The organism is Burkholderia cepacia complex sp. TUM26381 (assembly GCF_057439935.1).
On the sequence record NZ_CM172007.1, the window covers coordinates 1,012,579 to 1,036,561 of the forward strand.

Below are 23,983 nucleotides of genomic sequence, written 5' to 3' on the forward strand. Positions count from 1 at the left end.
GCCGCGTCGCGCCGCCCGTCCAGGCCGCGCGGTGCGCCGGTCGTCATCCGACGACCAGCGGCGTGCCGATCTTCAGATTGCCGGGATCGCGCGCGGCGGACGGATTGAGCTGCAGGATCTCGTTCAGTGCGAGCTTGTCTTGCTCGTTGCGCGTCATCGCCTGCTGATCGGCACGCGACACGTTCGCGGCGTCGAGCAGCGACTGGCGATGCTGGTCCGCGATCACCCACAGCGAATCGCCGTCGACGACGATGTAGGGCTGCGGGGTGTTCGACGGTGACGGCGGGCTCGACGGCGTGCCTGGCGACGGTTGCGACGGCGTGGCGCTCGCCGACGGCGACGGCGGGGTGCTTGGCGACGCACTCGGTGATGCACTCGACGATGCGCCCGGCGCGACGTTCGACTGCGACGATCCGCCGCCGAACATCCAGTTGAAAACGCCCCCGATCACGGGCGCGATGCCGACGACGAACTTGTAGCCGAATGCGGCGACCGGAATCATGACCACCGCGGTCGGGATCTTCTTGACGAAAGGCGTCGCGTTCGGGAAGTGCGTATTGAGCCGGCCGGCGAGCAGCAGCGAGGTCATGGTGCCGGTCGCGATTGCGAGATCGTAGTTGCCCTGCCGCCATTGGGACACGGCGGAGAGTCCGCCGAGCGCGACCGACGTGAAGTCGCCCGTTGAATCGAGCAGGCGCACGACGCGACTGCGTTTGTCAGCGTTCACGCGTCGCGACACCATCAGGAGCGACGTACCGGCGTAGGCGGTGCCGATCACGCCGCTCGCGATGGCCGTCCAGCCCAGCGTGACGTCGAAGCCCGTGAGCGGGTGCGTCGGATAGAAGTTCTTGAGGATCCCGGTCGCGACCGACGCAACCGACGCGACGGCCATGCCCGCGCGCGCCGTGACGCCCAGCCCGCTGCGCGGATTGCCCGCATGAAGTTGCTGCAGCGACGTGCCGCCGACGAACCCCTGCATTTGCGTGAGCACGTCCTCGGCGAGCGCGGTGATGTTCGTCTTCGCGTCGTCGAAGCTCATCGTCCCCTGCTGGTATTGCTCGACGTATTGCGCCGCCTTTGCCTGCGCATGGCGTACCGCGGAGTCCAGCTGAGCGAGCCGATGCGCGCCGTAGTCATGCGTCGTGGAGTTGAACTGGCGCGCCAGCGTTGCGCCGAGGCTCGTGATGGCTGCCACCGCGGCCCTCGGGTCGCCCGACTGCAGGCTGCGGATGGCGCCCTGGTGCATGACCTGGAACACGCGTCCGAGGCGCGACGCCAGCAGAAGCGTCGACGACGCATTGCCCAGCCCGGTCGTGTCGAGCTGATGGAACCCAAAGCCGATCCCGGTCGAGAGGCCGAGGACGGCTCCGCTCGCAATCCATGCATTCCGGATGTCCGATCGGGTTTTCGACAGTCGGTGCACGCGCAGCGCGTTGAGCCGTGCGCTGGCCTCGTCCATCGTGGCGCTCGGCATATCGGGCTGCGCGATGGCCTTGCGTGCGGCGCCGATCGGCAGGGTCGCGTCATACTGCAGCGCTTTCTGGCCGGTGACGTTCTTCCAGTACTCGCGGCTGTCGGCCGCCGATACCGATGCAAGCGACGGTCGCTCGGGAACGCTGTCGCGATGGCTGTCGAGCCAGTCTTTGCCGGCCGCGTGGGCCCGCTTGGCGAGCCGGTTGTGGGGCGCGTTGTCGTTCCATCGCGTCTGCGACGTCTCGTTCGTCGCCCGGCGTGCCAGATTCAGCAGCGTCGACGTGTTGCCTTCGTACAGCGCGTCGCGCAATTCCGCGATCTCGGCGTCGGACATCTGATGCGCCTTTTTCGCGATGCGCTCGATTTCCGAGAACAGGAATCGCTGCTGGTTCGCGAAATCCTGCGCGCCGACCGGTTCGAACACGCGCGTCAGCGCATCGCCGCCGTGCAGTCTCGCGAATTTTTCAGGCGCGTTTTTCCCGTAGTCGGCGATCTTCGCCGCCAGGGCGCGCGTCAGATCGGCATTCGCGATGAAGTCGTCGCCGTGCGTGCCCCACGACAGGCCGACATGCACCCAGTCGAGCTGCTTGCGGCTCAGGATCGCGTCGAGCAACGCGACGTGGCCTTCGCCCGGCACCGGCTCGAGCACGGCGTCCGAACCGTGGAAAGTCAGCAGCACGAGCGGCGCGGGTTTGCCGCCGTTCTGCGCCGCCCATACTTCGAGCGCCTCGCCGATGCGCCGGATTTCCGCGTAGCCGTTGTTCGTGCCGGCCATCGCATGGCCGTCTTCCAGCGACACGCGGGGCCGGGATGGTGCAGCTTCGATGCGCAGCAGGAAGCCGTATTCGGAGGCCGCCGTGAGCCACTTGTGCAAGTGGGCGAGATCGTCGAGTTCGAGCGTGTGCCGCGTGCCGTCGGCGTCCGTGCGCGTGAGCGTCGCCGTATCGTCGTCGTAGCGGGCGCCGGACGGATCGCCGAAGCGTTTGGCGCGCTGGATGAACCCGGGATCCTGCAGGGCGCCCATCGCGGCGGCGAGCGAATACGGATCGACCTGCAGCGCGACGGCCGGCAGCGCGCCGCCATACCGCTTGATGTAGCGCTTCATCTGGTCGGGATCGTCGCGCAGCGAGAACGAGCGCGACATCGGGACAAAGCGGTCGGCGAGATCGGTCAGACTGGCCAGCTTCACGTATCGCCTGATCAGCTTTCTGTCCGCGCTGCGCGCCGCGCCGATCCACTGCGCGCCCCGCATGACCAGATTGCGCTGGGCGGGGGCCCGGGTGAACGCGCCGTGCGGGTGCAGGCTCGATGCTTCACGCCACATGTGCAGCGTCCCGAAGATCTTCTTCGCCAGCACGGCATCGGCGAGGATGGCCTTCGGCGGGTCGGTGAACGTGAGGCCGTTGCCTTCTTTACGCCCGACGTCGCGCTTGCCCCATTCGGTGAGGCGCTCGAGTGTCGACGCGAAATCGGCGATCTTCGCGTTGCCGTAGCGCGTGACCGATTCGACGATCGAGCCCGATACGTACGCGGGCTGGAACGGCTTGAGCGTGATCGGTTTCGGGGGCGGCGCGGCAGGCGCGGCGGGTGGCTTGGCCGCTGCTGCCGCGGCCGGCTGCGTTCGCTGGCCGCCGCGCGCGGCGTGCTTGCCTTTGCGACCTTTTCGGCCGGCCTTGCCGCCTTTGCCCGCTTGCGTGCCGTTGCCGCTTTGGCGCGCAGCGGGTGGCGGCGGCGCCGTCACCGCTGCCGGCTGCGCGGCGTGCAGAGCGGCCGCCTTGATCGCGGCGGCGCGCGGCTCGAACACGTCGGGGGCGAGCCGGGAAAGCAGGAAATGCTGATTGCCGCCATACGGCCCGCGGCCGATCGTCGACCGCTCCAGCGGCAGGCCGGGGTTGTCCGGATCGCGGAACTGGCCGACGTCGTCGTACCAGCGCACCGTGCCGTTCTCCACCGCGATGAGGCCGGTCAGCGACCCGGTCAGCACGTCGGTGACGGTGCCTTCGTGGTCGTACACGTACACGTAGTGCCCGTCGGGAATCTTGCCCATCTCGAGCGCGCGTTTCAACTCGTCCGCGTGGTGCGCGTTGAAGTCGAGCGCGCCGTCCGCCGTCGTCGGGAGGATGTCGGGCACGCCCGCGCCGGCCGCCGCGCGGTTCTGGCGCCGCAGCGACGGATGCGTGTTCCCGAGCACGCGCTGCACGTACGTGTCCGGCTTCGACAGCGGCGTCTTCGGCTTGCTGATCGGGCGACGCATCTTGGCCGGTGCGAAGCCGCCGTAGCTTTCGACGACGTCGTGCGGGACCTTCGCGACGACGAACCGCACGCCGCGGCGCCCGCCGGGCAACGGGCGGAAGCGACGCCGGAACGCAACCGCGAGGTCGCGCGATTCGATCGTGGCATCGCCGAGCGACGTCTTTTCGACGTAGGTCCATTTCCCGGCGCCATCGCGCGTCGCGTAGCCGAGGACCGTGCCGGTCTTGCGTTCGACCGCATAGACCGTCGTCCCCGCGCCGGGATCGTGTCGCGCCGCCGGTTTCGGCCGCAGGAAGCGCGGCGCGCTGTCGAGCGCGTTCACGTTTGCGACGACCTCCGCGTCGACGCCCGTGTCCGACGGCTCGACATCCCACGCGCGGGGTTCGCCGAAGTACGCGTCGATGCGCGCGGCGCCGCCGAACTTGCGCAACTCGGCGAGCGCGACGGGCGACACATAGTAGTCGTAATCCCCGCGGTTCGCGGCGCCTTTGTCCTTCAATGCAAGATATGCGTCCTGCAACAGGTTCTGATCGATATCGTCGGATACCTCTTTCTTGTCGACGAACTTGCCCTGTGCGTTGGTCCGGAAGCTTGCGATGAATTCGGGCTGCGGGTGGATCGCGTCGCGCCGGTCGGCGGGGCGGTCGGTGCGCAGCGCGATCAGCACATGCGCGTCGGTGCCAAACGCTGCCTTCATCGCGTCGATGCTGTCGAGCTGGTCGCCGTCGACGCGCAGCAGGTCGCGCTTGCCGTGCGATGCGAGCAGATCGAGCGCGCGCTGTTCGAGCCTGGCGGCCTTGCGGGCGGCGAGCCCGCGCGCCGGCCGATGCGCCGGGGAGGCCGGCGCGGCCATTTCGCGCGGTACGCCGCCGGCCTGCATGCGCGCGATCTGGCTCGCGTAGTAGTCGCGATAGGTCGCGTAGCCGGGCACCGACGGTTCGGCGTCGCCGAACGCATCCGCGAGCCGGCGCAGGCCGGCTTCGTCGCCGGGCATCACGCGTTCTGCTTCGCGCGCGATCCCGTCGGGCAGGCGGACATCTTTCGAGATGTCGATGCCCAGGTCGTCGATGAGCTCGCGGCGCACCGCGAACGCGTTCGCCTGCGCACGCGCTTCGGCCATCAGCGCGCGGTCGACCAGCGTGTCGACGGGCGCGCCGTCGAGCAGCAGGCGTCCGGCGATCGCGTCGACCGCATGCTGCGCTTCGTGCGCGAGCGCGTACACGAGCGTACCGGTGTGACGCATCCGGCCGTCGAGCACGATGCGCTGTTTGTCCGTGTCGATCCGGCTGCCGCGCCCGGGCCGGCCGACCACAACTTTCCAGCCGGCGGCCTGCGCCTGTGCCAGCTGCCCGCTCAGCAGCGTCGAGCGGTCGACCAGCGCGAGCGCTTCCTTCGACAGCGGCGCGCCGCCGAACCGCATCCGGATCTGCGTGATGACGGACGGCTTCTGAACGAACGCGTCGGGCGGCAGCGTGTCGGCGATGACCGGGCGCGCGATGGCGATGTCGCCCTGTTCGAGGCCGTGCGTGAGCAGCTGTTCGAGTTCGGTGAGCTTCTCAAGCGTGCGGAGGTAGTCGATCGGGTCGCGCGTGACCGGGCCGGGATCGCTCAGCAGGAAGTCGCCCTTGCGCGTGAAGATGCCCTGCAGATCGAACGCCAGGCCTTCGCGTTCGACGACCGCGCGAATCTTCCGGATGTGTTCCAGTGCGGCCCGCGTGACGACGCGCGGCAGCGTGCCGGTCGCGACCATCGTGTGCGTATGCAGGACGCCGAGCGGGCGGTAGAGCACGCCGACACGGCCGAGCACCGAGAACGGGCCGCTCATCGTGACCGTCTGCAATCCGTACGAACGCAGATCGTCGAGCGCGAGCCGTTCGTCGACAGCCGCGCGCACGTGACCGGATTCCGGGTTGACGTGGCGATCGTAGATGCCGAGCGCGGCGTCGTCGCCGAGCGCGAATACGGTCTTTTCGCCGCCGGCGCCGAGCAGTTCGCCGGCTTCGTGTGCGACGTCGACACGCGCGTTGCGGTCGCCGTGCGCATAGACGCCCAGCGGGTCGGCGTTCAGCGGGCCGAGATCGTGCGGCGCGGCGGGCGCGGGATCGAGACGGTGAAATGTGCCGGTATCGAGAAGCGCGCCGTGCGCGCCGACCGCTTCCGCGGGCGCGGCATACACGGGCCGCTGCCACAGGTTCGCGAGCCGCGCCGCATGCGCGGCGCCGTCGTGCTGCGCGGCGAGCACGATCGCATAGCCTTCCTGCACCACGAACGGCGGTGCCATCTCGAGCAGGTATTCGTGCGCGCTCACCGGCTTGCCGTCGACGAGCAAGGTGCCGTCCGCGCGCGTGTCGGCGTGCAGCACGACCACGCGGCGCCCGGGGTCGATCGTGAAATGACGTGTGCGCGCGGCGGCAAGCTCGGCGGCATCGGGGCGCTCGCCCGCGCGGTACGGCGAAGCGATCTCGGCATGTGCGCGACTCCAGACGATGCGCGCATCGAAGCGGGCGACGCCGCGCGGCGCGGCACCGGTTTCGTCCATCCGCGGCGCGGGCATCCGGCGCGGCATGCCGCCGCGCCCCTTCTGGCGCGACCAGGCGTCGTTGTAGAACGCGCGATAGGTCGGGCCGTCCGCGCCCGACGTATGCACGCCGCCCAGCGTGCTCGCCAGCCGGTCGACCGTGCCGGCGTAGTCGTGCGACCGTCCACGCCAGTTCGCGCCTTCGCGCGCGATTGCGTCCGGGTGAACGAGGTGCGCGGCAATGTCGGTACCGCTTGTCAGCTTGATTTCGTAGCGGGCCTCGAACGCGCTGATCTGCGCGCGCGCCTCGGCCTCGAGCGCCTTGCGCGTGAAGCCGCCGCGCGGCCCGTAGTCGTGGTCCAGCACGCCGGCCAGCGCTTCGACGGCCTTGCGCGATTCGCGCGCGAGCACGTACGTGATGCTGCCGGCATCGCGGAGGCCGCCGTCGATCGTCACGCGGCGCTTGCGCGTATCGACGTGACTGCCGCGGCCGCGTTTGCCGATCGTCACGCGCCAGCCGGCGTCCTGAAGCATGCGCAACTGCGTCGCGAGCGTGCCCGACTGCATGGCGAGCGCTTGTACGGCTTCCGGCAGCGGTGCGCCGCCCAGACGCATCTGCATCCGCGTGATCCAGCCGGGATGCGGGGTGGCGTAATCGGGCGTCGCGGTGCCGGGCGTTTCCGCGGGCGCCGCGCGCTCCGGATCGTCGGTCGGCACGGGCGGGCGTTCGTCATCGGCATGCGTGCGGGAGGTCTTGCCGCCGGCGGCTTCGGCGGGCGTCTTGTCGCCCGGAGAGGTGGCGGCCGTAGCGCGCGCCGCTGCGGGTTCGGCCGCTGCTTCGGCAATGGCGGGGTGGTCCGGTTTGACCACCACGAGCACGCGGCTCGGCGCGCTGAAGAGGCCGTCGTGCGCGGTGACGGGTTCGGGCGTCGCGACCGCGCGCGGCATCGCCGGCTCGTTCGGGCCGCGCTTGCCGGCGAGCACGATCACCGTTTCGTCGGGTGCAGCGGGGTGCGTCGATGCCGGCGATGCTGCGTCGGCCACGGCGGTTGCGGAAGGGCGGCCTGCCATCGCCGCCGTTTCCGGCTCCGGATCGAAGCGCAGCACCCGCGCGCCGGCGCGCAACTGCCCATCGGCGCCGAATGCGTCGGGCGCTGCCGCATAGACGGGTTTCTGCCAGCGGTTCGCCAGCTCGGGCGCGAGTGCCGCGTCGTGCTCACCGGCGACGACGATCACGGGCTCGTCGAGATTCTGCGGACGCGGCGCACGCGCGCCCGGATCGTGTGGCGCACCGTTACGCACGAGATAGACCGTGCGCTCGCCGACCTGCATCGGCTCGACGCTCGGCCCGCGCGGCACCGAGATGCCGGCCGGGTCGGACGTCGCCGGCCGCGTGGCGGGCGCTTCGTCCGTCAGGTCGACCACCCGCACATTGACGCGCGGCGGCGTGCCGGCCGGCTTCGCGCGCGTGCCGGCGCCGGCTGGTTCGTCGCTATCGGCGGCGCGCGCAGCGGCGCTGCGGGCGGCCGTCGTGCGGTCCGCGTCGAGGTCGTCGTGCTGCCGGCCGGCCTGCGCGCGCGCCTCGCTCGTGCGCTGCGTACCGCGGGCATCGCGTGCCGCATTCGCGCTTTCGCCTTCGGCGGCGGCCTGCTGGACACGGCGCGCCTCCCTCGCTGCGGCGTCACGCAACTGGTGGTGCAGGTCCTTGCCCTGGTCGATGACCTCGTCCAGCCTGTCGAGCCGCGACTTCGCGACGATGTTCGACGTCGTGCCGATGGCGCCGTCCGGGCCGAACGTCATGCGCTCGCCGGTGTCCGTCACGCTGTCGACCCGCGTGCCGTGGGTCCAGGCCTTCGGTGAAGCCGACACGACGGACAGCGTGCCGTCCTGGCCGAGTACCACCGATTTGCCGGGCGGCATCTGCCTGGCCGACGTCTTGTCGAGCACGCGGATCGGCTGGTCTTCGTAGGTCAGCACCTTGTCGCCGACCATCAGTACGCCGTTGGGCGCGACCTTCACGGCCTCGCCGTCGAGCGTCGCACGCGTGCGCCCGGCCGACAGCGATGCCGCGCCGTCCTTGTTCAGGATTTGCCCGATCGTCTGGTCATCGACCTTGACGACTTTGCCATCCGTCGTGTGCGCGGCAATCGGCCGTCCGGTGCGGGTCCGGATGCCGGTGACCGCGCGTTGCTTCGCGACGCCCGCGCCCATCAGCGCGGTATTGATGACGCCGGACTCGAACGCTTCGCCGGCCGCCTTCGTATTGCCTTGCAACAGGTCGACCCCGGATTCGACGAACGCCTCGCCGGCGCCGGCGACACCGGTCACGAACGCCGTACGTTCCGCACCCTTGGCGATGACCGACGCGACCTTCGTCGTGACCGCGCGCTCGAACAGCTTCGTGCCGGCGAGTTTCGCAGCGCCGCCGGCAGCCATCGGCACGAGGTTGATGTAGTCGGCGCGGGCGCCGGCGTCGAGCGGACTGATGCTCTGGTCGTGGTCGATGCGGTTCGCGAGATCGAGGCCCGCCTTCGTCATCGCGGAACCGATCGCCGTGTAGGTCATCCCTGCGCCGATGAGGTTCAGCGGCACGCCGATCGTCGCGCCGATCACCGTGCTGTCGAGCGCCGTGCCGATCACCTCGAGCGCCATCCCGCCGAGCAGCATCCCGATGTTGACGTCCGTGCCCGTGAGAAAATTCAGGACGTTGTCGAAGTCGCTGTTGTTGTGCGCGGCTTTCGACACGACCTGCTGCGAACCGTCTTCGTTGTGGCCGGTCAGGATGTCGACGGTGCCGTCCGCCGACAGCTGGTTGCTGTCGAGATAGTCGTTGATGCTGTCGTAGTTGCCGGCCGATTCGTCGATGTAGTGCGTTTTGCCGTCCTTGTCCGTTACCTTGAACAGCGCGCTCGTCGTCGTCCCGGTTTCCTTTGCGGCATACACCATCGGCAGCACGCTGACCTGCGTGTCCTTGCCGCCGCCGACCGACAGCAGCTTGTCGCGCACGGTGTTGATCGCCGACAGCTTGTCCTTGTCGACGAAGCGCGCAGTCGAATCGTCGGCGGCCGATACGGATTGCGACGATTCATCGGCCGGCACGTCCGGCTGCTGCCCGAGCGCGATGCCGATCAGGTTGCGCTGCTGGTTGTCGCTGAGCGAGCCGAACGCGATCGTGGCGCCGTTCCGCGTGCTCAGGCTTGCCGCGTCGAGCATCGAATTCGACATCTCGGTGCGATGCGCTTCGTAGAAGTCGTGCATCGCCTTCTTGTAGTCGTCCGCCGCGCCGGACTTTTCGTCGACATAGCGCAGCCGCTCGTCGAGGCCCGCGTCGAACTGATCGAGCAGCACCTGCTGGCGCGACGTGTCGCGCAGCAGCTTCAGTTGCGGAACGGCGTTCTCCGCCTTCGTGACGGCGGCCTGCGCGTCGTTCAGATCGGATTGATACAGGTTCGGGCGATACGAGGGCGCCGGCATCACGTCGCCGTCCGGCAACGTGCGCAGCCGCACCGGCGCCGGGTTGGCGGCGGCCCATTCGTCGTACTGCTTCTGTTTGGCGGCGAGCGCGCTCTTTGCCTGATCGACGCCATCCTGCGCGTTCTTCAGTGCGACGTCGGCCGCACGCGAATTGACGTCGTCCGCCAGCCGGTTGCCGGCCATCCGCAGCGCACCGGCGACCACCTGCAGGCGCGTGGCGTCGAGCTGCGTGGGGCCGCTCGGCGCAGCCGGCAGCGGCATCGGCGACCGCGACGGGTCGGTCAGCGGCAGGATCGTCGGCGCCGGCGTGGCATTCGTGCCGGTCGGCGCAGGGGCGGGGAAGGCCGTGGGCAGCAACGGGCTCGTGCGCGGCGCGGCGCCGGCGGCCGTCGGCAGCGACGATGAGGGGGCCGGCTGTGCGGCGGCCGGCGTCAACTGCGGCGGTTGCTGGAAAAACGGCTTCAGCAACGGCTGCTGCGCCTTCACCTGCGCGCTGATCTTCGACGCCTGATCGTCGTACTGTTGCGCGAGCGTCGCACCGTACGCGGCGACGAAGCCGTCGTGCGCGATGCTTGCCTGCTGCTTCGCCTGGTAGAGCTTCGCGTACGCATCGCCGAGATCGAGATCGACCTTCGCGTCGAAGGGCGGTGAGTGCGGCGGCCGCGGGTTGTCCTTGTGCCACGTGTCGGCCGCCTGCTGAGCGGCCGTGCAGTTGTCCTGCGCGGTGTCGACCTGCTGCTGCGCGGCCAGCATCTGCAGATAGCCGCCGCTCGTGCTTGCCGCCGTCTGCGCGCGCTTGAGCGCAGCGCTGGCGTCCGGCACCGAATTCGGCGCGACGATCACCGTCCCCTGCCTGCCGGCGACCACGTCGAATTTCTGCTGCGCTTGCGCGAGCGCGATGGCATCGTTGGCCGCGGCGAGCGCCGCGTTCGTGGTGTTCGCCGATTTCGCCGCGGCCGTGACGGCCTTTTGCGCGGCGTCCGGCGATTCGGGTGCTTCCGGCAGGTTCACCTGGAGTAGCTGCCCCGCCAGCGCGGTGTTCAGCCGGCTAATGCCTGAGTCGAGTGCCGCCTTGTAGTCGGGATTGACGAGGTAGGACTGGAGTTGCGTACGGGCGAGGTACGCGTTCGACAGATCCGAAAAGTATTTCGCGGTACCGGCGGCCGCGTGCGCGTCGGCGCTTCTCCATTCGTCGTAGCGCTTCGATTGCTCCGGGGTCTTGCAGTCACCCGGTTTCGGCACCCACTTCGGGTCGTTCGCGTGGTCGGGAAACGTGGCCTGCAGCGCCTTGAGCTTGTCGTTGGCCGCGTTCTGCGCGTCGCCCGGGTTCGTCACGTTGCCGTCGTCGTCGATCTGGATGCCTGACGGCTTGTCCGCGTCGGCCTGTTCGCGGTACAGGATCGTGTAGCCGGCGTCGGTCGTCACGTTCAGGTCGCGCTGCGCGGTGTCGGCCGCCGTACGCGCTTTCGCATAGTCGGCCTGCGCGGCCTTGCGGGCATCGGGCGTCGATTCGGGATCGCGGTTGACCACGTGCAGCACGTTCTGCGCGCCCTGCAGCGCTGTCGATGCGTCGTCGTATTTCGTCTGCGCGTCCTGGATTGCCTGCTGCACTGCTTGCGTCGTCTCGTTCTCGACGGTGATGTCGGGCGGCGGCGCCGTGTATTGCACGGCCATGCGTTGCATCAGCGACGTAGCGGCGGCGATCTCCGCGTTGGTCGGCTTCGACGGATCGGTGGACAGCGATGCGTTGACGGGAATCGGCGGGGCGGTGACGGGCTTGGCCGGGCCGGCCGCCGGATCGTCCTGCTTCGGCGGCGGTGGCGGCGGGGGCGGGGGCGCGACGACGGGATTCAGCGTTTCCGACAGGAAGCGCTGCCAGTTGACGCCCAGTCCCAATCCGTCGATCGACAGCATGCCTTGTCTCCGTTGAGCCGCGCGATGCGCGGGACATCCGGCGCACGGTTCGTCGCGCCGCCAGCTTTCAAGTGTAAGGAGACACGTCGCGGCTGAAATGCCGCTGTTTCGTAGCGGGCCGGCGCGGCCGCGATGCGCGCGCGGCGCCTGCTACGAGGTGTGAGCGGTTGCGGCGGGGCGTTCGATCCGCACACGGCGGCCCGCCCCGCGCGCCGTCACTGATCGAGACACTTCACGCACAGCCGCTTCGCCTGGCCCGCCGGCAGCCCGCGGCACATCATCACCACCGGGCGCGCATGGCACGACGGCGCATCGGCGGACGCGGCCGGAGACGGCAAGCGGCGCGCACGTTCGGGCGGTGTCGTGGCGGCCGCGGCCATGCGCCGCTGGCGCTCGGGCGGCGGCGTGTCGCTCACGACGGGAATCGGTTCGATGCCGCCTTCGCGCGCGTTGCGCTGCGCGCTCGCGACGACGCGGCTCACGTAGCCGCTCGAGAAGCCGGTCGTGAAGTTGCCGCTGTAATAGCACGACAGCGCCGCGCGCAACGCGGCCTGGGTGGCGCGGCCGGTGCCCGACGAGCGTGCGAAGCATTCGGTCAGGATCGCGCCGCCGGCCTGCAGGTTGCGGCACGGCTCGAACATCGTCGCTTCGTCGAGTCCGTATTTCGCGAAATTGCGTTCGTTCACCTGGGCGAGGCCGACGCTGTAGCTGAAGCCGCGCGACGAGAGTGCGCGCGCGGTTGCGCGCGCCTCGTCGAGCGATGCGGGCTGGCGCGTCAGGTGTCCGCCGACCACGCCGATCGCATACGGGTTGAAGCCCGATTCGGTGCGGACGAGCGCGCCGAGCGTGGCGGGATCGACGTTCGGCGCACACGCGCGCGCGAGTTGCGCGAAACCGGCACTGCTGCCGGCCGCGTGCGCGCTGCGCGGCTGCATGCACGCAAGCATGAGCAGGGCCGCGGCGCACAGGCACGCGGCCACGGTTCGCAGGCCGTGCGCGTTCATCCCGCGCCCGCCACGCGGTACGACATCACGAGCCCGTGCACGAGCAGCGACCAGCCGTCGAGCGCGACGAACAGCAGCAGCTTGAACGGCACCGAGATCGTCGTCGGCGAGATCATCTGCATCCCGAGCGCGAGCAGGATGTTGGCGACCAGCAGGTCGACGACGATGAACACGATGTAGATCACGAAGCCGATCTGGAACGCCTTCGTCAGCTCGGCAAGCGTGAAGCTCGGCACCAGCACGAGCAGATCGTCGTCCTTGATGCCGTCCGCGCGGTTCTTCGGCCATACCGACGTCGCGGTGCGCACGAAGAATTCGCGATCGCGCTGCCGCGTGTGCGACACGAGGAAATCCTTGATCGGCGGCAGCGCGGCATCGGCGAGTGCGCCGACATCCGCAGTCGACAATTGCCCGGACGCATCGAAGTGGCGCGCCTGCAGCGCGTCGCGGATCGACATTCCGACCGGCGCCATGATGAACAGCGACAGGATCAGCGCGATGCCGTTCAGCACGAGGTTCGGCGGCACCTGCTGGATCCCGAGCGCGGAGCGCAGCAGGCCGAGCACGACCACGAGCTTCGTGTAGCTCGTCACCATCAGCGCCGCGAACGGCGCGATGCCGAGCGCGGCAATCACCGCGATCAGCGCGACCGGATTCGGCAGGTTACCCATCGTTCAGCGCTCGCGCGGCGCGGGCTGCGTCAGCGTGACGACCCGCACGCCGAGCTTCTGGCCGACCGCGATCAGGTGGCCGGTGCCGATCAGCATCCCGTTGGCAACGAGGTGGATCACGCTCTGGTTGATCCCTTGCTGCAACTCGATCACGGCGCCCGGCTGCAGTGCGCCCAGTTCGCCGAGCGGCATCGACGTGGGCGGCAATTCGAAGCGCAGGTCGACTGCGAGGCCGTCGAGCGTGCGCGGCGCATCGGCGGACGGCGCGTCGTGCGCCGTCGCGGGCGCGGAGTCGGTGCGGGTCGGTTCCAAAGGCATCTCCCTGATTCGTTCGACGGTCAGCCGGTTGCCCGACGGCCGTCCGGTGATCTCCCACGCCGGCGCGGCCGGCAGCCGCGCGACGCACAGCAGGTTCTGCTCGTGCGCTTGCCAGCGCTCGATCGCGATGATGTCGCCGCCGACGACGTCGGCCAGTTCGGCCGTCGTCAGCTCGGTGCGGCCGATCTCGAACACCAGCGGCACGGGCAGCGTCGCGTAGGCCGCGCGCGCGTCGGCCAGCGCGGCCGGTGCGGCCGCGAAGAACACGGACAGCGCATCCGGCGCGTCGAACAGCAGCGCGCCATGACAGCGCCACGCGGCGTCGGCGCGCCGCAGCTCGAAACGCAGCGCGGCCGGCGACGCGTGCCACGCGGGCAGGTTGTCGGGCGGCGGCAGCAGTTCCACGCGCTGCCGCGTCGCGGCCTGCAATACGGCTGCGAGCGGCGCGCACAGGTCGGCGAGCAGTGCCGCGCGGATCACGGCCGGCACGGCCGGGTCGGCTGCGTCGCCGAGCCATTCCGTTTCCGCGAGCGGGTCGATCCACAGCGTGCCGGCGGCCGGGCCGACGACGAAGCGGTACGCGTGCGCATCGGCGGCCGGCTCGGCGGCGATGCGCCAGCGCACCTCGTACGCATGCTCGCCGAGCGTGACCGGGACGGCGCCGGTCGCGCCGTACGCGTGCGACAGCCCGCGCGCGGCAGCGGCGGACAGGCGCGGCAGGTAGGGCGACGCGTCGAGCGCGACCGCGGCCGGCGGCGCGGCGGGCGGCGCAGAAGCGGCGGGCATGGCCCGGCTCGCGGGGTCGCCGGCGTCGGCATTCGTCAGGAACAGCGCAGGCACGGCGGGATCGGGGCGGATTCGGCGTTGGTTCGGCGGGTTGTTCTGGGGCCGGTGGCGCGGAGGGGCGCGCGGCTGCTGCGTCGATTGTAGGGACGGCAATGGCCGCGTGCCGCGCCGGAATCCGTAGTCGCATGCATCGCGCGGCGGTGGCGCGAGCGGGGTGCTACGAAGCGCGACGAAGGGGGACGACGCAGGGAAACGGCGACGGTCGCGCCAAAGCAACCGCCGCCCGGAGGCGGCGGTCGGGTCGCGACTGGCTGGCGGGCCGGGCGGCATGCAGGCCGTGTCCGGTCGGCAGGCCGCGAGGCGCTGCGAATCCGCGCAGCGCGGTGGGGGGAGCGTTGCCGGCGTGCCGCGAACGGGCGGCGCGCGGTGAAGCGTTACGCGTAGTCGGCGGCCATCGCGGGTTGCGGCGTCGCGCGCAGGATCGGCGCCGCGTCGTGGCGCTCGACGTGCGTCATCGCCGCACCGAACAGCACCAGGCGATAGCCGACCGCGTAGATCGGGATGATGCGCAGGTTCTTGTCGTGTTCGAGCTGCAGCTTCGAACGGATCCGCGAGATATGGGTGTCGAGCGTGCGCGACGACACGCCGAGCTCGCGGCCCCATACGGCTTCCTGGATTGCCTGCCGCGGCACGATCTTGTTCATGTTGTCGAGCAGGAATTCGACGACGTCGAATTCGCGCGGCGTAACGTCAACGACCTTGTTGTCGATTTCGATCGTGCGGCGCACGAAGTTGATTTTTATGTTGTCGATGTACAGGTATTTGCAATCCATGGTGGCCCTCGCATGTCCATAAAGGAGTGTTTGCGGGTCCTGTGCTGCAACTTCCGGGCCAGGAAGAGAGTTGTCGGGCGGCGATGGCTGGCGGGTGCGGCGCGGAGGGCGTGGCGGCCTTGAATTTAAAAGAATTTTTAACGGCGAGCGTCGGATGGACAGAGAGGGGGTCGGAGCAATATTGAAGGATTGTTACGTAGCATCGGAGTGCCGACGTTACGGGCGTTACGTCTGACGTAACGTGTGGGGGAGACGGGTCACGCGTGCTCGGTCCGGGTCAACGGTGGGGCGAGAGAAACGCTACCTGGAACCCGGCAGGGAAGCATGACGACCGTCGCCGCCTTCGAATCGTTGTTTCCCGAGGATCGCGTACGCGATCCGTTGCTCGAGCAGGCCGCGGAACTCGTCGATTCTTCGCAGCGATCTGGACGGCCGCGGTAACGTGTCCCAGGAAGGGTTGGTCAAGTTTGCGCATTTTTTTCCGTCTGCTGTCAGGACCAGGTCGGTTTTATGGCGCATATGACGCAATTCGGCGAGGTGGCGGGACGGAGGCTGGATTTGCCGGGATTCCTGGAGGCCAACCCGTGAACGATTCGCCCGGAAAAATTCGTCGTCGAACCGGAGGCCGCGGCGCTGGCCTGAAGTCGGGCAGGAGCGTACGAGGCTGACGGGCCAGGCCGTGACATGCGGCTTCGACTCCGGCGAGCGCAATGTTGCGCGAGCCGGTGAAAAAACGCCGGCCACGGGGCATCGCGCGCCCCGCGGCCGGCATGCCGTTACATCAGGCCTTCGCGCTGTCCGCCGAATCGAACGGCAGCACGTAATGCCGCTTGCCCGTCGCCGCGAAGATCGCGTTCGCCACAGCCGGCCCGACCGGCGCGACGCCCGGCTCGCCGACCCCGGTCGGCGCCTCGGCCGACGGCACGATATGCACCTCGACCTTCGGCATCTCGGCCATCCGCAGCACGTGGTAGCCGTCGAAGTTGCGCTGCTCGACCTGGCCGTCCTTCAGCGTGATCGCGCTGTGCATCACCGCGCCGAGCCCGAAGCCGATGCCGCCTTCCATCTGCGCGGCGACGATGTCGGGATTGATCGCGATCCCGCAGTCGACCGCGCACACCACGCGCTCGACCTTCACCTTGCCGTCCGCGTCGACCGACACCTCGGCCACCTGCGCGACATAGCTCTTGAACGCCTCGGCGACCGCGATCCCGCGCCCGCGGCCCTTCGGCAGCGGCTTGGCCGGATCCCACCCGGCTTTCTGCGCGGCGAGGTCCAGCACCGCGCGCATCCGGGGCTCCTTCTCGAGCAGGTCGTGGCGGAACGCGTACGGATCCTTGCCGGCCGTGTGCGCGGCTTCGTCGATGAACGCCTCGACCGCGTAGGCCGTGTGCGAGCTGCCGACCACGCGCCACCACAGCACGGGCACGCCCGTTTTCGCGGTGGTGAGCTCGACCGACACGTTCGGCACCGCGTACGGCAGGTTCGCCGCGCCCTCGACCGACGTCGCGTCGACGCCGTTCTTGACCATGAACGGCTCGAACGGCGTGCCGGCGAGAATCGACTGGCCGACGATCCGGTGGCGCCAGCCGACCAGCTTGCCGTCCGCGGTCAGTCCCGCGTCGAGCTTGTGGAAGTACATCGGCCGGTAGAAGCCGCCCTGGATGTCGTCCTCGCGCGTCCACTGCAGCTTGACGGGCTTGCCGTCCGCGCCCAGCGCCTTCGCGATCGACACGGCCTCTACCACGTAATCCGACCACGCGTTCGCGCGCCGGCCGAAGCTGCCGCCCGCGTACAGTGTGTGGATCTGCACCTGCTCGGGCTTCAGGCCCGCCGTCTTGGCCGCATTGGCCTGGTCGACCGTCTGGAACTGGTCGCCGGCCCAGATTTCGCAACCGTTCGGCGTCAGCTTGACGACTGCGTCGAGCGGCTCCATCGGCGCGTGCGCGAGATACGGGAATTCGTACGTCGCGCTGATCTTGCGCGCCGAGCCCGCGATCGCCGCGTCGGCATCGCCGTCCTTGCGCGCCGACGTGCCCGGCTTGTCGGCGAGCTGCCGGTATTCGCGCATGATCTCGTCCGAGCCGCGCTTCTCCGCGTTCGTTTCGTCCCAGTCGACCTTCAGCGCGTCGCGGCCCTGTTTCGCGGCCCAGAAGCCGGTTCCGACGACCGCGACGCCACCGGGCACCTGCACGACCGACACGACACCGGGCACGGCCTTGGCGGCCGTCGCGTCGAACGATTTCACCGTCGCGCCGAAGCGCGGCGGGCGCTGCAGCAGCGCGACGCGCATGCCGGGGAAGGTCGTATCGAGCGTGAAATGCGCGGTGCCGTTCGATTTTGCCGATGCGTCGACGCGCGGAATCCGGTGCCCGATCAGCTTGAATTCGGCGGGCTGTTTCAGCGTGACCTTGTCCGGCACGGGCAGCGTCGACGCATCGGCGACGAGCGTGCCGTACGCAGCCGTCTTGCCGCTCTTCGCGTGCGTGACGACGCCCTTGGCGGTCGTCAGCTCGCCGGCCGGCACCTTCCAGCGGGCGGCGGCGGCCGACACCAGCATCGCGCGCGCCTTGCCGCCCGCTTCGCGCAGCTGCTGCCACGAGTTCGCCATCGCCGAGCTGCCGCCCGTGCCCTGCATCGTGCCGAACGCGAGGTTCGCGTAGCGCTTCGCATCGGCCGGCGCGCTTTCGACGCGGACGTTCGACCAGTTGGCGTCGAGCTCCTCGGCGACGATCGTCGCGATGCCCGTATAGGCGCCCTGGCCGAGTTCGACGTGCTTCGCGATGACCGTGACGGTGCCGTCCGGCGTGATGCGCAGGAACGCGTTCGGTGCGAAACCGGCCGCCGGCGCGTTCGCGGCGAGCGCGCGGCGGCCGAGGCCGGCCCATTCGAAGCCGATGGTCAGGCTGACGGCGGCCGCTGCCCCCGCAGCCTTCAGGAACGTACGGCGCGACGGGCTTACCGAATCGGTGTTGTCGAGTTCGATCGTCATGGTCAGGCTCCCAGCGTCGCGGCCGCGTCGTGGATCGCGGCCCGGATGCGGGCGTAGGTCGCACAGCGGCACAGGTTGCCGTTCATCGCGGCGTCGATGTCCGCGTCGGTCGGCTTCGGGTTCTGCTCGAGCAACGCGGTGGCCGACATGATCTGGCCCGACTGGCAATAGCCGCATTGCGGCACCTGCAGCTTGACCCAGGCGGCCTGCACGGCGTGCGCGGGCTTGCTCTGCAGGCCTTCGATCGTCGTGATGTGTTTGCCCGCGATACCGGCGAGCGGCAGCACGCACGAGCGGACGGCCTGGCCTTCGAGATGCACCGTGCACGCGCCGCACTGCGCCATGCCGCAGCCGAACTTCGTGCCGGTCAGTCCCGCGTGTTCGCGAATCGCCCAGAGGACGGGCATCGACGGATCGGCGTCGAGCGTGACGTTCTTGCCGTTCAGGACAAACGAGGTAGGCATTTTGGTTGTCTCCGTGGGGAAAACCCGGCATGCGCCAGGTTAGCCGGCAGTGTGCGCGAGCAGCCTGAATTTGCGTCTACCCAATCCTGCAAATTTGTTGAACAATCCTGCAAATCCCCGGCGCGCGGCGAGCCGTTTCGCTATGCTCCCGCGACACGAGGAAATCAATTCGAGGATGCGTCATGGACATGACCGATATCGTCGCGTCGCGCGAATCCGGGCGACGCGAGCTGGCGTCGCTGATCGGCCGTTTCGCGCCGGCCGACGGCTCGCATTCGACGGCCGTGCCGGGCCTGATGCTGCATCGGCACACGCGCCCGGTCGATCTCGGCTGCGGCGTGTCGCGCGCCGCGCTCGTGATTGCCGGGCAGGGGGCGAAGCGCGTAGTCGTCGCCGGCCAGGCTTACGAATACGACACGCAGAATTGCCTGATTACCTCGATCGACTTGCCGATCCTGTCGCGCGTGACGCGCGCGTCGCCCGACGCGCCTTACTTGTGCCTGTCGCTGACCCTCGATCCGCAGCGGATCGTCGAGCTTGCCGCCGAGATGCGCCTGCCCGAACCCGACGCGGGCCCCGAAGGCGAGGGGATCGCGCTGGCCGAGCTGACGCCGCCGCTGCTCGACGCCGCGCTGCGCTTGTTGCGGCTGCTCGATACGCCAGCCGACATCCCGGTCGTTGCGCCGCTGATCGAAAAGGAACTGCTGTACCGGCTGATGACGAGCGGGCAGGGCACACGGCTGCGCCACATGGCCATCGCGGGCAGCCAGACGCACCGGATCGCGCGTGCGATCGAATGGATTCGCGATCACTTCGCGGAGCCGATGCGCGTCGAGTCGCTCGCGCAGGCGGTCAACATGAGCGTGTCGTCGCTGCACCATCATTTCAAGCACGTGACGACGCTGAGCCCGCTGCAGTACCAGAAGCAGCTGCGGCTGCACGAAGCGCGGCGGCTGTTGCTGCGGCAGGGCGGCGACGTCGGATCGGTGGCGGCCGTCGTCGGTTACGAAAGCGCGTCGCAGTTCAGCCGCGAATACAGCCGGCTGTTCGGCGCGCCGCCGATGCGCGACGTCGTGCACCTGCGCAAGAGGGAACTGCTCGGCTGACGGGCCGCCGCTCACCCGTCATTTCGCCACGACCGTCGTTTGCAGGAAGGCCGGCGCGATCCGCCAGTCCGGCACATAGTGCGCGGGCCATGCACCGGGCGTATCGACCGCGTTGAAATAGACCACGGCCTTCAGCAGCGGATAACGCCACAGCGAGCGCTGGAATTCGTCGAGTTCCTCGCGCTTGCGCGAATTCGAGCCGTCGACGCCGAGCTCCGCGACCATCACCGGCAGCCCGTATTCGGTCACCCGCTCATATTTGGTCCGCAGGATGCTCGCGGCCGAGAAGTGGCCGCCGGGCGGCCAGATGGCGCAGCGCGGGCAGTCGAACACCGACAGGCCGACTTCGTCCACGTAGCCGCGCCCCGGTCTTGTGCGCGAGCGCGAGACAGTGGTTCATGCCGAGCACGTTCGTCATCATCGTGTGGACGGGATCGGTCTGGTAGGTGGGCGGCGAAGCCGCGCACGCGAGATTCCAGATTTCGTCGACCTGCAACTGCGGCAGGCCGAGCGACACGTCGCCCTTCACGAACTCGAAACGGCCGGATGCCTTCAGATCGGCAACGTTGAGCTTGCGTCCCGTCAGCAGGCTGTCGACGCACGTGACCGTTGCGCCTTCCGTGACCAGGCGCTCGCACACGTAGCTGCCGAGAAAGCCGGCGCCGCCGGTCACCCGCACGCGCTGACCGGCGCGCGTTTCGAGCGGTGCGCGGTCATTCATCGCCGTCTCCTTCGTCGAGCATCTCGAGGAGCCACAGGTCGATTTGCCCGACGGCGTCGCGCACGCGCTCCATCCCGCTGCACGGGTACCGTTTCGGCCAGCGCCGGTCCGCCTGTTCCGATGTCGACGAAGCGCCACGACAGGCGCTCCGGTTTCGCTGACAACCCCGTTGATGCTTGAACGGCGCAAGCGCCGATCGATCGGTGGTGATCTTCATCGCCTTTTCCCCGACACGCAGATTGCGAGCGGCCACTGCCCGTGATTCGTGTGCTGTGGCGTGCCGCCCGGTGAGAGCCGGACATCAGGCAATCGGCATGCCATGGATGACGCAGTCCCGCCGGGCGCGGGCGCGGCGATGCCAGCGCCGATCGACAGGCGTGCAGGCGTTTCACGCGTGAATCGTGGGGACAGGGGAATGACCCGTGCGAGCGCCGGATCAATGCGATTCGATACGATGAAACACTCGATAAATCAGGCTTTTACGAGATTGTTAACGTAAAACGCGTGCTTAATCGGCATGTTTCGTCGATGAGAATCGGGGGAATAAATGCTTAAAAACGTTTCTCGAATGTATCGCTTGTCAGGATGTCTCCGAAGTGAAAGGTGGGGCGAGCCGGAATGAAAAACGGCGCTGGTGATTTTGTCGGGATTCCGTGTTTACATTTGTTTTAATTATTACGCCGGTAACGGTCGGGATGGCAACATTTTTCGTCGTGTGATCGTGTCGGTATTTTCACGGATGAATCAAATTCGTTTCGACAATCGGGGGGCGCGCGTGCCGGCAGCGCATCGAAGACCGCTGCGCATGGCCCAGGCGCTGCGCGCAGGACGAATCGATTCTCGTTCGTTTTCGCACGGGAGCCTGGTCGCCTACGTCGCGAAGCGTGGTTAGTCAGTGGAAAGTGGGTTTCCGCCCGGCCTGCGCGGCGGCGCGCTTCTCAAGTTTGAAACACCCGTTCATCTTGCCGTCCGGCCAGGTTCCACGGGCCGGATTCGTCCGTCTAATCGCGGTATTGCTTCGAGACGCTCAATGATCGGGGCACGTGCGCAATCGTTGTCGCGATACATTCCTGAAACAAAAAATGACGTTTCCGGCGGAATGACCCGGCGTGGCGGCGATCTGCCGCTCGCAATGCGCGACGGGACAACATGTGGCACGCCGCTTGCGGTAATGGCTGCATCGGCGAGCGGTCGACGCGATGCAACAAAGATGTGGGGGCGACCAACTCGTCAGTAGCAGTCGGGGAAACGGCGATGAAGACCATAAGCAGTAGTTTGATCCGCGCGTATTTTGCGCACCGGTGGGGTAGTCGGAAAGATCGGGGTGTTGCTCGCGACGCAGTGCCAGCTTCGCGAGTATTCCATTGCCTGGTTTCCTGCCTCCGCATCCGCCGCGTGCCGGATCGGTTGTCGCCACGCGCGATGGCCGGGCGACAGCGGTGCTCGCCCTCATCCAGTTCACCCGCATGGGCCAGACTGTTCGTGCCGGACAGCCTGACGCCGATTCGTCTACGACCGTGCAAGGCAGTTTCGATCGCGCCGGGTCAATACCGGCGCCGGCCGGACTAGATCGAACGCCTGTCGGCCGGATTATCCGGAAAAACTATTTCGCTCGCTCAGGGAGCAAACATGCCGACTGGCTGTCATGCAGGCCTGTTATCGCCAGGATAACGGACGCATGTTGAACGGCGTTGCATTTTGATGTTTTAAATGCATTCGCGTATTTTCGATTCCGCAACTGGATGCTGCGTGCCGGCATCGAGTCGGGCGGTGTATTGAAAATGACGGGCTGTAACGGCGTGTGCGTCGTTCATGTTGGCATTATCAAGGTGTTTCTTGGCGGTTGATTTAATAATCATAAAATTAATCGAAAACACCTACGTATAAAGTTTGGACAACTTAAAATCACGAAACTAGAATTCGGCTGACCAAAATTACAAAAATATCGAATTCAAGGCCAACAATAATTTCTTGTTTTGATAGTGATCCTTAATTTTAGGGATTGCTCACGGCGGGAAGGTTGAAGGCGTGCGATCTTCCTTGCTCATTCTGTTCACGCCGTTATGGAGTCGACCATGAAGAAGCTTCTGATTGCAGCAGCAGTTCTGGCGGTTTCGGGTGCCGCGTTCGCCGCCAGCGGCACGCTGTCGAGCAGCAACTCGTCGAGCGGTGGCCAGACGATGGCCGGGGTTGCGGGCTTTGGCCATTTCACCGCAACCGATTCCGGCGCGGCGCTCGGCGCAGCCGGCGCAGTGGCGGGCGGCCCGGGCAGCGGTTCGATCTCGTACACGAACCATACCCAAACGTCGACCGTCGGCGGCTTCGGCTTCGGCGGGGCACAAGCTGGCGGCAGCAGCGGTGCGAATGCCGGCTCGGTTGGCTGGACGTATCACCACTAAGCCGCGGCGCGTAGCGTTCGTCATTGGCTGGCGGTACGGATGCCGGGCTTCACCCCACCGGGGCGAGCCTGGCTCCGCCACCGCCGAACTTCCTCACAGCAAGGAATTGCTATGAAAGCCAAAGTCATATTAGCGACAGCGCTCACCGTCCTATCGTCGGCCGTATTGGCAGCGGGTTCGTTCACGACCAATCAGACGCAATCCGTCGCAGCGGGTGTGTCCGGTTCGGTACTGGTCGGCTCCGGCAGCTATACGAGCAATTCGACATCGACGGCTGGTGCAAGCGCCGGAAGTACCGTGACACCCGCTGGTTCCGTCGGTACGGCGTCCGCCAACCACAACTCAACCTCGACGGCCAGCGGTTCCGGCACGAACGGGGGCGCGTTCGCGGCAGGCGGCGGTATCGGTGCCGCAGGCTCGTTCGGCGGAAACAGCAGCACGAACGAGAACGCAAACGCACTGTCGGGAGGGGTGACCGCCACGATCGTACTCGGCGCGAACCACTACACGGCCACGGGCGCGAACGACAACGGCATTGCCAACGCGGGTGCCGCTGGACTCACGGGCAGTGGCGGATCGGCCGCGATCACGGGTTCGAATCACTACAACTCGTCGACCGCATGGAGTACCGGTCCGGCTGGTTCACCGTCCGCATCGGGCGGAAGCCAGGGCAGTTCGAGCGCGACCGGGAGCAGTCATTAGTCTGGTGTGGGGGGACCAGTTTCCCAGCGACGCTGGTCTCTTTTCCTGCACTGTTGTCACGTAAGGAGTTGGCATGAAGCAGAACCTGATTGCCGCCGCTCTGATGCTCGCGTCTCTGACGGCGTATGGCGCTGACCGTGCTGCCGATGGTGTGCAATCGACTATGCAGACGTCTAACAACCCTGACCAGACAACCAAACCGTCAGAACAACAAACGCTTTCGTCGGGCAGTGCCATCGGCGGACCGGACGCCCAGCAGTGGCAGGGCATGTCGGCCGGCTCGTGGTCCCAGCTGGGCAGCGGCTGGAAGCAGTTCGGGGAAGCAGCGAAATCTGAAGTCATTCAGGGGAATTAG

At 67.9% G+C, this 23,983-nt stretch carries 13 protein-coding genes and 1 pseudogene; 4 read left to right on the forward strand and 10 right to left on the reverse strand.

Annotated features, from left to right (window positions below):
• Window positions 1-43 precede the first annotated feature (43 nt).
• The 7 genes from ACWMMN_RS21355 to ACWMMN_RS21385 form a co-directional block, all read right to left on the reverse strand.
• Window positions 44-11,632, reverse strand: coding sequence for an LWXIA domain-containing protein (locus ACWMMN_RS21355; RefSeq protein ID WP_486423919.1), 11,589 nt, complete (start codon window positions 11,630-11,632; stop codon window positions 44-46).
• A gap of 215 nt (window positions 11,633-11,847) precedes the next feature.
• Entirely contained in the window at window positions 11,848-12,636 is a 789-nt protein-coding gene (locus ACWMMN_RS21360) for a lytic transglycosylase domain-containing protein (RefSeq protein WP_059239759.1), read from the reverse strand.
• Window positions 12,633-13,307: a type III secretion system export apparatus subunit SctR gene (gene sctR, locus ACWMMN_RS21365; RefSeq protein WP_039360892.1), complete on the reverse strand. Its 675-nt coding sequence runs from the start codon at window positions 13,305-13,307 to the stop codon at window positions 12,633-12,635. Before sctR ends, ACWMMN_RS21360 begins: the two co-directional genes overlap by 4 nt.
• A gap of 3 nt (window positions 13,308-13,310) precedes the next feature.
• Window positions 13,311-14,465 (reverse strand): type III secretion system cytoplasmic ring protein SctQ, encoded by a 1,155-nt coding sequence (gene sctQ / locus ACWMMN_RS21370; RefSeq protein WP_256086117.1) that lies wholly within the window; start codon window positions 14,463-14,465, stop codon window positions 13,311-13,313.
• 380 nt (window positions 14,466-14,845) lie between these two features.
• Window positions 14,846-15,244: a winged helix-turn-helix domain-containing protein gene (locus ACWMMN_RS21375; protein ID WP_059239764.1), complete on the reverse strand. Its 399-nt coding sequence runs from the start codon at window positions 15,242-15,244 to the stop codon at window positions 14,846-14,848.
• A 781-nt stretch (window positions 15,245-16,025) separates the two neighbouring features.
• Entirely contained in the window at window positions 16,026-18,236 is a 2,211-nt protein-coding gene (locus ACWMMN_RS21380; protein ID WP_059239766.1) for a xanthine dehydrogenase family protein molybdopterin-binding subunit, read from the reverse strand.
• A gap of 2 nt (window positions 18,237-18,238) precedes the next feature.
• Window positions 18,239-18,700: a (2Fe-2S)-binding protein gene (locus tag ACWMMN_RS21385; protein WP_011354470.1), complete on the reverse strand. Its 462-nt coding sequence runs from the start codon at window positions 18,698-18,700 to the stop codon at window positions 18,239-18,241.
• A 182-nt stretch (window positions 18,701-18,882) separates the two neighbouring features.
• Between ACWMMN_RS21385 and ACWMMN_RS21390 the strand changes: the two genes are divergently transcribed.
• Window positions 18,883-19,806, forward strand: a complete 924-nt coding sequence (locus ACWMMN_RS21390; protein WP_059239768.1) for an AraC family transcriptional regulator — start codon at window positions 18,883-18,885, stop codon at window positions 19,804-19,806.
• Between the two features lie 18 nt (window positions 19,807-19,824).
• On the opposite strand, the gene ACWMMN_RS21395 is transcribed toward ACWMMN_RS21390, so the two are convergent.
• The 3 genes and pseudogenes from ACWMMN_RS21395 to ACWMMN_RS21405 form a co-directional block, all read right to left on the reverse strand.
• Complete coding sequence (locus ACWMMN_RS21395) at window positions 19,825-20,055, reverse strand: hypothetical protein (RefSeq protein ID WP_486423920.1); 231 nt, start codon at window positions 20,053-20,055, stop codon at window positions 19,825-19,827.
• A gap of 106 nt (window positions 20,056-20,161) precedes the next feature.
• Window positions 20,162-20,527: pseudogene (locus tag ACWMMN_RS21400) on the reverse strand (NAD-dependent epimerase/dehydratase family protein); the annotation flags it as partial.
• Window positions 20,520-20,744: a hypothetical protein gene (locus tag ACWMMN_RS21405; protein ID WP_226196252.1), complete on the reverse strand. Its 225-nt coding sequence runs from the start codon at window positions 20,742-20,744 to the stop codon at window positions 20,520-20,522. The gene ACWMMN_RS21405 and the pseudogene ACWMMN_RS21400, both read right to left, overlap by 8 nt.
• A gap of 1,858 nt (window positions 20,745-22,602) precedes the next feature.
• Between ACWMMN_RS21405 and ACWMMN_RS21410 the strand changes: the two genes are divergently transcribed.
• The 3 genes from ACWMMN_RS21410 (at window position 22,603) to ACWMMN_RS21420 (ending at window position 23,983) form a co-directional block, all read left to right on the forward strand.
• A complete protein-coding gene (locus ACWMMN_RS21410) occupies window positions 22,603-22,926 on the forward strand; it encodes a hypothetical protein (RefSeq protein WP_059240940.1) in 324 nt (107 codons plus the stop codon).
• Window positions 22,927-23,037: 111 nt separating this feature from the next.
• Complete coding sequence (locus ACWMMN_RS21415) at window positions 23,038-23,628, forward strand: hypothetical protein (RefSeq protein ID WP_059239771.1); 591 nt, start codon at window positions 23,038-23,040, stop codon at window positions 23,626-23,628.
• 73 nt (window positions 23,629-23,701) lie between these two features.
• Window positions 23,702-23,983: a hypothetical protein gene (locus tag ACWMMN_RS21420; protein WP_059239774.1), complete on the forward strand. Its 282-nt coding sequence runs from the start codon at window positions 23,702-23,704 to the stop codon at window positions 23,981-23,983.

Bases quoted from the DNA above. Each gene is read 5' to 3' on its own strand.
- ACWMMN_RS21380 (WP_059239766.1), bottom strand. From the start codon at position 18,236: ATGACGATCGAACTCGACAACACCGATTCGGTAAGCCCGTCGCGCCGT.
- ACWMMN_RS21360 (WP_059239759.1), bottom strand. From the start codon at position 12,636: ATGAACGCGCACGGCCTGCGAACCGTGGCCGCGTGCCTGTGCGCCGCG.
- ACWMMN_RS21410 (WP_059240940.1), top strand. From the start codon at position 22,603: ATGAAGAAGCTTCTGATTGCAGCAGCAGTTCTGGCGGTTTCGGGTGCC.
- ACWMMN_RS21355 (WP_486423919.1), bottom strand. From the start codon at position 11,632: ATGCTGTCGATCGACGGATTGGGACTGGGCGTCAACTGGCAGCGCTTC.
- sctR (WP_039360892.1), bottom strand. From the start codon at position 13,307: ATGGGTAACCTGCCGAATCCGGTCGCGCTGATCGCGGTGATTGCCGCG.
- ACWMMN_RS21415 (WP_059239771.1), top strand. From the start codon at position 23,038: ATGAAAGCCAAAGTCATATTAGCGACAGCGCTCACCGTCCTATCGTCG.
- ACWMMN_RS21405 (WP_226196252.1), bottom strand. From the start codon at position 20,744: ATGAAGATCACCACCGATCGATCGGCGCTTGCGCCGTTCAAGCATCAA.
- ACWMMN_RS21375 (WP_059239764.1), bottom strand. From the start codon at position 15,244: ATGGATTGCAAATACCTGTACATCGACAACATAAAAATCAACTTCGTG.
- ACWMMN_RS21385 (WP_011354470.1), bottom strand. From the start codon at position 18,700: ATGCCTACCTCGTTTGTCCTGAACGGCAAGAACGTCACGCTCGACGCC.
- ACWMMN_RS21390 (WP_059239768.1), top strand. From the start codon at position 18,883: ATGGACATGACCGATATCGTCGCGTCGCGCGAATCCGGGCGACGCGAG.
- ACWMMN_RS21420 (WP_059239774.1), top strand. From the start codon at position 23,702: ATGAAGCAGAACCTGATTGCCGCCGCTCTGATGCTCGCGTCTCTGACG.